This window comes from Streptomyces sp. NH27, assembly GCF_056859195.1.
In genome coordinates, this window is sequence record NZ_JACEGK010000331.1 from 1 (window position 1) to 8,839 (window position 8,839).

At 71.9% G+C, this 8,839-nt stretch carries 9 protein-coding genes; 3 read left to right on the plus strand and 6 right to left on the minus strand.

Annotated features, from left to right (window positions below; all coding sequences use genetic code 11):
* Positions 1 to 2,640 (plus strand): tetratricopeptide repeat protein (locus tag AC13HU_RS24350; RefSeq protein WP_483044073.1); only part of this gene is annotated, 2,640 nt, incomplete at its 5' end.
* 152 nt (positions 2,641 to 2,792) lie between these two features.
* Here AC13HU_RS24350 and AC13HU_RS24355 read toward each other — a convergent pair.
* Together AC13HU_RS24355 and mca are read right to left on the minus strand one after the other, a co-directional pair.
* Positions 2,793 to 3,020, minus strand: coding sequence for a hypothetical protein (locus AC13HU_RS24355; RefSeq protein WP_483044074.1), 228 nt, complete (start codon positions 3,018 to 3,020; stop codon positions 2,793 to 2,795).
* A gap of 29 nt (positions 3,021 to 3,049) precedes the next feature.
* Positions 3,050 to 3,922 carry a mycothiol conjugate amidase Mca gene (mca, locus tag AC13HU_RS24360; protein ID WP_483044075.1) on the minus strand — a complete coding sequence of 291 codons (873 nt, stop codon included), beginning with the start codon at positions 3,920 to 3,922 and terminating at the stop codon, positions 3,050 to 3,052.
* Positions 3,923 to 4,052: 130 nt separating this feature from the next.
* On the opposite strand from mca, the gene AC13HU_RS24365 reads away from it, so the two are divergent.
* Positions 4,053 to 4,481, plus strand: a complete 429-nt coding sequence (locus AC13HU_RS24365; protein WP_483044076.1) for a DUF4307 domain-containing protein — start codon at positions 4,053 to 4,055, stop codon at positions 4,479 to 4,481.
* 64 nt (positions 4,482 to 4,545) lie between these two features.
* Here the strand turns inward: AC13HU_RS24365 and AC13HU_RS24370 are convergent, their stop codons facing one another.
* Positions 4,546 to 5,112: a hypothetical protein gene (locus AC13HU_RS24370; protein ID WP_483044077.1), complete on the minus strand. Its 567-nt coding sequence runs from the start codon at positions 5,110 to 5,112 to the stop codon at positions 4,546 to 4,548.
* A 326-nt stretch (positions 5,113 to 5,438) separates the two neighbouring features.
* On the opposite strand from AC13HU_RS24370, the gene greA reads away from it, so the two are divergent.
* A complete protein-coding gene (gene greA, locus AC13HU_RS24375) occupies positions 5,439 to 5,936 on the plus strand; it encodes a transcription elongation factor GreA (protein ID WP_483044078.1) in 498 nt (165 codons plus the stop codon).
* A 171-nt stretch (positions 5,937 to 6,107) separates the two neighbouring features.
* On the opposite strand, the gene AC13HU_RS24380 is transcribed toward greA, so the two are convergent.
* From AC13HU_RS24380 to AC13HU_RS24390, 3 genes are all read right to left on the minus strand, one after another.
* Positions 6,108 to 6,971, minus strand: coding sequence for an ABC transporter permease (locus tag AC13HU_RS24380; protein WP_483044079.1), 864 nt, complete (start codon positions 6,969 to 6,971; stop codon positions 6,108 to 6,110).
* Entirely contained in the window at positions 6,968 to 8,041 is a 1,074-nt protein-coding gene (locus AC13HU_RS24385; RefSeq protein ID WP_483044080.1) for an ATP-binding cassette domain-containing protein, read from the minus strand. Before AC13HU_RS24385 ends, AC13HU_RS24380 begins: the two co-directional genes overlap by 4 nt.
* Positions 8,042 to 8,262: 221 nt before the next feature.
* The coding region (locus AC13HU_RS24390; protein WP_483044081.1) for a pyridoxal-phosphate dependent enzyme at positions 8,263 to 8,839 on the minus strand (577 nt) is incomplete at its 5' end.

The window sequence follows — 8,839 nt, forward strand, 5'->3', positions numbered from 1 at the left end:
GTGCTGGAGCAGTCGTTCGGCCAACTGCCCGAGATCGACGGGCCGTTCGCGGGGCGGCGCGGCCACCTCGCCCAGATCGCCCAGTGGGTGCACCAGGCCCGCGCGTCAACTTCCGTACGCCCCACGGTCGTGGTCCTGCACGGCCCGGCAGGCGGTGGCCGCAGCGCTCTCGCGGTGCGCGCGGCAAGGGAGTTGAAGGACCAGTTCAAGGGCGCGTGCGTGGTGGACCTGCGCGGCGCGGGCGCGGCGCCGCTGCCGGTCAGGGACGCGCTGCTGCACCTGCTCAACCGGCTCGGCGCGCCCCGCGACCAACTCCTGTTCCGGGAGCGGCCCGAGCGGCAGGACCAGGGCCAGCACCTGCGCCGCCTCGCCGAGCAGTACCAGCAGCACCTGACCGGTGTGCCGGTGGTGATCGTGCTGGACGACGCGGCCGACGCCGAGCAGGTACGGCCGCTGGTGCCGGAGCGCGCGGAGAGCCTGGTGCTGGTCCCCGCCGCCGAGCCGTTCGACCCGGAGCTGCCGGGCGCGGTCGTGCACCACCTGCCGGTCGGCCCGCTGAACCTCGACGACACCTTCGAACTGCTCGGCGAGATCGCCGACGCGGCCGGCACCGACACCGCGCCGCCCGAACAGGCCGAGCGGCTGCGCGAGTTGACCGCCGGCCTGCCGATCGCGCTGCGGATCGCGGCCTCCGGGCTCGGCGAGCACGGCGGCGCGGCCGGACTGGCCGACGATATCGAGGTGTTCGGGCCGCGCGATCCGGTCGACCGGGTGCTGGCGTTGCGCTACCACGACCAACCGGAGCCGGGCCGCCGCCTGTTGCGCCGGCTCGCGCTCGCCGGGCGGGCCAGCTTCGGCGCGGCCGCGGCGGCGGCGCTGATGGCCACCGACGAGCAGGAGGCCGGCCGCCGGCTGGCCGAACTGGCCGCCGCCGGGCTGCTGGAGAACGTCCGCGGCAGCCGCTACCGGCCGCACGACCTGGTACGGGCCTTCGCCGCGGAGCGGCTGCTCGACGAGGAGGACCCGGTCGAGCGGGCCGCCGCCCACGAACGGCTGATCCGCTCCTACGCGGACCTGGCCGACACCGTGATCCGGCTGGTCGAGGGGAAGACCTCGACCCGGGCCGGCCGTTTCGGGCAGCACGGCTTCGCCTCCCTCGAACTCGCGCTGCGCTGGCTGGACGAGGAGTCCTCCTTCATCACCGCCGCGCTGCGCGACACCGCGGGCGTGGACCAGTCCGCCGTACAGGCGCTGCTGGGCGCGCTGTGCGACTACTGCCTGCTGCGCGGCGACCTGTACCGGCTGGGCGAGATCAGCGAGATGGCCCAGGCGCAGCAGGCGGCGGGGCTGCGCTCGGGTACCGAGGGCGACCGTTCGGTGCTGGTGCGGTCGGTGCAGTGGCGTACCGGCATCGCGGCCCGGCAACTCGGCGAGCTGGACCGTTCGAAGTCCACGCTCAGCGCGGTGGTGGACCTGTACTTCGAGGCCGAGCACCCGGCCGGCGCCGCCCGCGCCCTGGACAGCCTCGGCATCACCCTGCATCACCAGGGCAACCTGCGGGAGGCCGAGCTGCGGCTGCGCGAGGCCGTCGACATCCAGGCCGCGCCGGGGCTGGAGGAGGACCGGGCCTGGACGCTGCACGCGCTCGCCGCGGTGCTGCGCGACAGGGGCCAGGTCGGGCAGGCGCTCGCACTGCTGCGGGAGTCGCTGGCGCTGCACCGGGAGAACGAGAGCGTGCAGGGCGAGGCGTGGGCACACCTGCAACTCGGGCAGGTCTACCTGCGGTTGGGCCGGCTGGAGGAGGGCGAGGAGGAACTGCGCGCGGCCGGGCGGTCGTACGCGCTGGCCCGGGACCCGCGCGGCACCGCGTGGACGCTCACCCAGCAGGCCCGCGCGCGGCTGATGCGCGGCGAGGCGCGGGAGGCCGCCCGCGATCTGGACGAGGCGGTGCAGCGGCACCGGACCAGTGAGGACGCCCGCGGCGAGGCGTGGACGCTGTACTACCTCGGCCACGCGCTGGAGGAGAGCGGCGACACCGACGCGGCGCTGCGCACCCTGGAGCGGGCGCGCAGCATGTTCTCCCGGATGCGGGACGTGTACGGGCTGGCGTGCGCCCGGCACCACTCCGCGCGGGTGACCCGTGACCAGCGGGCGGCCCGCACCGGGAACCTGCGCAACAGCGGGTTCGCCCGGCAGCTGCTCCAGGACGCGCGGCAGGACTTCCGGCGGATCGGGGTGGAGCACGGCGAGGCGTGGTCGTGCGTGGAGCTGGCGGTGATCGACGCGGGGAACGGGCGGCTGCTGGAGGCGCTGACGCTGCTGGACGAGGCGGCCGAGCTCTTCGCCGGGCTCGGGGACCGGCGCGGCCACGACTGGGCGGTCTTCCTGCGGGCCACGGTGCTGCCGCTGCTTCCGCCGGACCCGGCCGGGCCCGACGGCACCACCCGGGCACGTGAGGAGTTGCAGGCACTGCTGGCCGAGCCCTTCCCGGAGCGGGACCCCGATCTCACGGAGTACGCCGAGGCCCACATCCTCCTGCTCGCCCGCGGTTCCATCGTCCCCGGGTCGCCCTGGGACGCGTGGCGGCTGGGCATGACCCCGACCAGGTCTGCCCGCATGGTGATGGCGGTCCCGGCGTAGTGGTTCGTCCGTCGGTCCCGGGACCATTTGCCGGTGGGTGGCTGGGGGCAGGAGGGCCACCGACCCAGGGGCGCGGGGAACCGCGCGCTCAGCCGGTCACCGGGCGGCACCGGGGTGCGCACCGCAACCCCCGCGGCGAGAGGCCGTAACCGCTATTCCCGGGCCGCGGGGATTTTCGGTTTGGTGTCGGAAGTCGGCTTCTCCTCGAAGTCGATCTTCTTCATCTGCTTGTTCATGTTCTTCATCAGTGCCCACAGGCCCACCGCGATCACGGCGAAGACCACGAACCCGAGCAGCCCTGGGGTCACCTTGTTCTTGTCGAGCTCTTGGGCGAGCGGGACAAGCTGGTGGAGGGCGTGGTAGTCAGTCACGCCCTCCATTGTTGCTCAGGCCCGCAAGGCCCCGTCGGTCAGGCCCCGCGAACGCCCGCGAACAGGTCGTCCTCGGGGAGGGAGACGTCCACCCGGGAGCGGGCGAGTTCGTAGTCCTCGGTGGGCCAGACCTCGCGCTGGATGTCCATCGGGACCCGGAACCACCCGCCGTCGGGGTCGATCTGGGTGGCGTGCGCGAGCAGTGCCTTGTCGCGGATCTCGAAGAACTCGCCGCACGGCACGTGGGTGGTCAGGTTGCGCTCGGGCCGGTCGGACTCGTCGAACCGCTTGATCCAGTCCTCGTACGGGGACTCCAGGCCGCGGGAGAGCAGCGCCTCGTGCAGGGCGAGGGTGCGGACCTTGTTGAAGCCCTGGTTGTAGTAGAGCTTCAGCGGGGTCCAGGGCTCGCCCGCCTCGGGGTAGCGCTCGGGGTCCCCCGCCGCCTCGAACGCCACCACCGAGATCTTGTGGGTCATGATGTGGTCAGGGTGCGGGTAACCGCCGTTCTCGTCGTAGGTGGTGATGACATGCGGCCGGAACTCGCGGATGAGCTTCACGAGCGCACCGGCCGCGGTGTCCACGTCCTCCAGGCCGAAGCAGCCCTCGGGCAGTGGCGGCAGCGGGTCGCCCTCGGGCAACCCGGAGTCCACGTAGCCGAGCCACGCCTGCTTGACGCCGAGGATCTGCCGGGCCTCGTCCATCTCCTTGGCCCGGACCTCGTGGATGTGCTCCTCGATATAGGCGTCGCCCTGGAGTTTGGGGTTGAGCACGGAGCCGCGCTCGCCGCCGGTGCACGTTGCCACCAGCACGTCGACCCCCTCTGACACGTACTTGGCCATGGTGGCCGCACCCTTGCTCGACTCGTCGTCGGGGTGGGCGTGCACGGCCATCAGTCGAAGCTGATCGGTCAAGGCTGGCTTCCTTAAGGTCTCCGGTATTCACAACAGTCTCGAACCCCCTCCGAAGTCACCGGGGGAACCTCCCTATAGTGACGGGAGACGGGGACGAATAATTCCGCGGTTCCCCGACGGGAGGACGATCATGACGGCCGTGCAGCCGGGCCCGACACCGTCACTGCCCGAGGGGCGGTACGGCGGCGGCACCGACGCGGACGCGCGCAAGGACCGCACCCTGCGCAGGGCCGCGGTCGTCCTGGGCGCGCTCCTGGCGATCGCCATCGGCTATTTCGCCTGGCACTCCCTGACCGCGAGCAAGATCAGCGCGCAGGTCGTCTCCTTCAAGGCGGTCTCGGACCACTCGCTGCAAATCCGTCTGGAAGTCCACAAGGGCGCGGGCACCGTGGCGATCTGCACGGTCCGCTCCCAGGACACCGACCACAACGAGGTCGGCCGCAAGGACGTACGGATCACGCAACACGCCAAGGACATCGACACGATCGTGACCTTGCGCACCACCGCCCTCGGCACCACCGGCGAACTCGTCAGCTGCCAGTCCGCGAAGAACAGCTAGCGCCCCTCCCGCACCAGCCGACGCGGGTCCGGCCGGCTCCGCGGGTCAAGTGCCCGGCCCCGCCTCAGTGGGTCAGCACGTTCGCGCCCACGATGAACAGGCCGATCAGCACGTCCACGCCGCCGACCCGGCAGGACGGCCCCCAGCCCTGACCCGCCGCGCGGGCCGCCCACAGCCCCCATCCGAACAGGGTCGCGGTGTTGATGATCAGGACGACGTCGATGCCGCTGTTCTCGCTCCACCACCCGGCCGAGGCGCCGAAGAGCGCGAGCATCGTCGGGATCACGGCGGCGACCAGGGGCCACTCGTTCACCATCGACCGGACCGTCTCGGTGGTGGCCTTCTTCCCGCCGGCCGACCAGTGGGCGATGGTGTGCGCGTAGCCGTGTGCCGCGGCCGCCGTGAGCGCGGCCACCAGAATCCACAGCGCGTCGTAGCCGGGGTTGGGCCGGCCGGTGTCGTGGTCGAGGGCGGAGGCGAGTGAACTGGCGAGCACCGTCCCGTACACGCCGCCGAACAGCAGGCGCTCCTTCGGCACGCCCAGGGGGCGGTGAAGCGGGTCGTGGGTCGGGCTCTCCGGCACGCTGCCGCCCTTCGCGCAGTAGCAACACTGCGCACGATGTAACCGCATGTGGGGCATATCTCCCCGGACCCGACCGCGGCAGCCGGCACATGTCGGCCCCGACGCGCCGCGCGTACGAGCGGTGACCGGCGGTGGTGGACGGCATGCCGCGACCGGCGGGCCGTGGACCGCGCGCGACGAGCGGCATACCCAGAGGCACACCGGGAGGCATCCGCCGGGCGACCGGTGGCCGCGGACCAGCGGGACCGGGCAACCTCTCCGGTCAGGAATTGTTAGGCTCGTGGTTTCGTCCCGGCACCGGCTGGCAATGCACTTGTTCACCGGCAAGGGACGCGCATACGCACACCGCATGACAGTACCGACGAGGAGCACCTGTGACCCAGACCAGCGACAACGTCACCTGGCTCACCCAGGCGGCGTACGACCAGCTCAGGGCCGAGCTGGAGCATCTGTCTGGTCCGGCCCGCGCCGAGATCGTCGCCAAGATCGAGGAAGCCCGTCAGGAAGGCGATCTCAAGGAGAACGCCGGCTACCACGCGGCGCGTGAGGACCAGGGCAAGCTGGAGCTGCGCATCCGGCAGCTCAACCAGATCCTGGAGACCGCGAAGGTCGGCGAGGCGCCGGCGGACGACGGGGTGGTGGCGCCCGGCATGGTCGTGACCATCGCGTTCGACGGCGACCCGGACGACACGCTGATGTTCCTGCTCGGCTCGCGCGAGGGCGTCGGCAGCGACCTCGACACGTACTCGCCGCAGTCGCCGCTCGGCCGGGGGGTGGCCGGCAAGCGCAAGGGCGAGGACGCCACGTACGAGCTGCCGAACGGCAAGACGGCGTCGGTGCAGGTCCTCGACGTGAAGCCGTACCAGGGCTGAGCCCTCCGCGCGGCGCCGCCCTCGCGGCACGCATGACGCAGCCCCGGCCGTCGGATGACGGCCGGGGCTGCGTGCGGTACGGCCCGAGTACCGGCCCGGATACGGCCCCGGGTGCGGGCGCGCGTGCCAGGGCGGCGAGCGGGGCAAACCTTGCCGGGAGGGGCGCTAGTTCTAGACGGCCGCGGAGCGGTACTTGCGCACCGCGAGGGTGCGGAAGATCGCCACGATGACCACCGACCAGGCCAGCGAGGCCCACACCGGGTGCTCCATCGGCCAGGCCGACGACTTCACCACGCCCGGGTTGCCGAAGAGCGTGCGGCACGCCTGGACGGTGGCGCTGAACGGGTTCCACTCGGCGATGTGCCGCAGCCACGGCGTCATGTTCTCCGGGGAGACGACCGCGTTGGACACGAAGGTGACCGGGAAGAGCCAGACCAGGCCGCCGGAGGTGGCCGCCTCGGGGGTGCGCACCGACAGGCCGATCAGCGCGCCGATCCAGGAGAAGGCGTAGCCGAGCAGCAACAGGAGCGCGAAGGCGCCGAGCATCTTCGGCACGCCGTTGTGGATGCGCCAGCCGACCAGCAGTCCGACGCAGGCGAGTACGACGACGGTCAGCGTCGTCTGTACCAGGTCGGCGAGGGTACGGCCGGTGAGCACCGCGCCGCGGGACATCGGCAGCGAGCGGAACCGGTCGATCAGGCCCTTGTGCATGTCGTCGGCGATGCCCGCGCCGGCGCCGGCGGTGGCGAAGGTGACGGTCTGCGCGAAGATGCCCGCCATCAGGAAGTTGCGGTAGTCCGAGGCGCTGGACGACCCGCCGACGGCGACCGAGCCGCCGAAGACGTAGCTGAACAGCACCACGAACATGATCGGCTGGAACAGGCCGAAGATGACGACCTCGGGGATGCGCATCATCCGCAGCAGGTTGCGCTTGGCGACGACCAGGGAGTCGTGCAGGGAGCCGAGCGGGCCGCCGCGCGGGGTCGGCGCGAGGGTGGTGTGCGGGGTCTCGGGGGTGCCGGTGACGGCGCTCATTTCGCGGTCTCCTTCGCCGAAGCGGCCTGCGGGTCGTCACCGGAGCCGGAACCGGAACCGGAACCGGAGCCGGAGCCGGAGCCGGAGCGTTCGGCGGCCTGCGCGGCCTGGGCCTCGGATTCCTCGGCGGTGTGCCCGGTGAGCGAGAGGAACACGTCGTCGAGCGTGGGGCGGCGCAGCCCGATGTCGTCGATCTCGATGCTCTCGGCGTCGAGGTCGCGGATCACCTCGGCCAGCAGCTTGGCGCCGCCGGTGACCGGCACGGTGACCATGCGGGTGTGCCGCTCGACGGTGACGGCGTCCCGGCCGCCCTTGCCGTGCCGGACCAGGATGGCCACGGTGTCCTCGATCCGGCCCTGGTCGTGGGCGACGACCTCGATCCGCTCGCCGCCGGTCTGTGCCTTGAGCTGGTCGGAGGTGCCGCGGGCAATCACCAGGCCGTGGTCGATGACGCAGATGTCGTGCGCGAGGTGGTCGGCCTCCTCCAGGTACTGCGTGGTCAGCAGCAAGGTGGTGCCGCCGGCCACCAGTTCCTGGATGACCTCCCACAACTGCTGCCGGTTGCGCGGGTCGAGCCCGGTGGTGGGCTCGTCCATGAACATCACCGGCGGGCTGACCACGAGGGCGGCGGCCAGGTCGAGCCGGCGCCGCATGCCGCCGGAGTAGGTCTTGGAGACGCGGTTGGCGGCGTCGGCGAGGTTGAACCGCTCCAGCAGTTCGTCGGCGCGCGCCTTGGCCCGCTTCGCGTCGAGCTGGTAGAGCTGCGCGACCATCTGCAGGTTCTCGCGGCCGGTGAGGTACTCGTCGACGGCCGCGAACTGGCCGGACAGCCCGATGTGCCGGCGGACCTCGTTGGGGTGCTTGAGCACGTCGATGCCCGCGACGACGGCTGTGCCGCTGTCGGGGCGCAGCAGCGTGGTCAGCACACGGACGGCGGTGGTCTTCCCCGCGCCGTTGGGGCCGAGCAGGCCGAGGACGGTGCCTTCCGGCACGTCGAGATCCACTCCCCCCAGTGCCCTGACGTCTCCGAAGGTCTTGACCAGACCCTCGGCGTAGATGGCGCCCGCCATGTCTTTCTCTCCCGTCGGTCAACTGTGCGTGTGCGTACGCAGGGTGCGCGTGTCAAGGTGCGCGGCGGCCGTGTGTCCGCGGCCGGGCCCGCCGTCCCGTGCCCGTTCGACCGGTGCGCCGACCGGAACTCATCGGTCGAAGGGCTTCTTCGCGATGGTTCGCGAGCATGCCAGACGCGATCTATCGCGTCAACTGATTTTGTCGGAGTCGCGGGACCCGCTCAGGCGATCACCCGGTAGCCGGCGTCCTCCAGGGCCGTCGCGACCGCCGCGCGGTGCTCGGGCCCCTTCGTCTCCAGGTGCACCTCGACCTCGGCCTCGGTGAGCCCGAGCCGCGGATCGGTGCGCATGTGGCTGATGTCGAGCACGTTGGCATCGGCCGCCGACAGCGTGGCCAGCAGCCCGGCCAACGCGCCCGGGCGGTCGGTGAGCCGCAGCCGCAGCGACAGGTAGCGGCCCGCCGCCGACATGCCGTGCCGCAGGATGCGCTGCATCAGCAACGGGTCCACGTTCCCGCCCGACAGCACCGCCACCACCGGGCCCTCGAACGACCGCGGCGACGCCAGCAACGCCGCCACCGAACTGGCCCCGGCCGGCTCCACCACCAGCTTCGCCCGCTCCAGGCAGAGCAACAACGCCGACGACAGGGCGTCCTCGGAGACCGTCACCACGTCGTCGACCAACTCCTTGACCAGCGCGAACGGCACGTCCCCCGGCCGGCCGACCATGATGCCGTCCGCCATGGTCGCCACCGAGCCCAGCGCTATCGGCCGCCCGGCCACGAGCGAGGGCGGATAC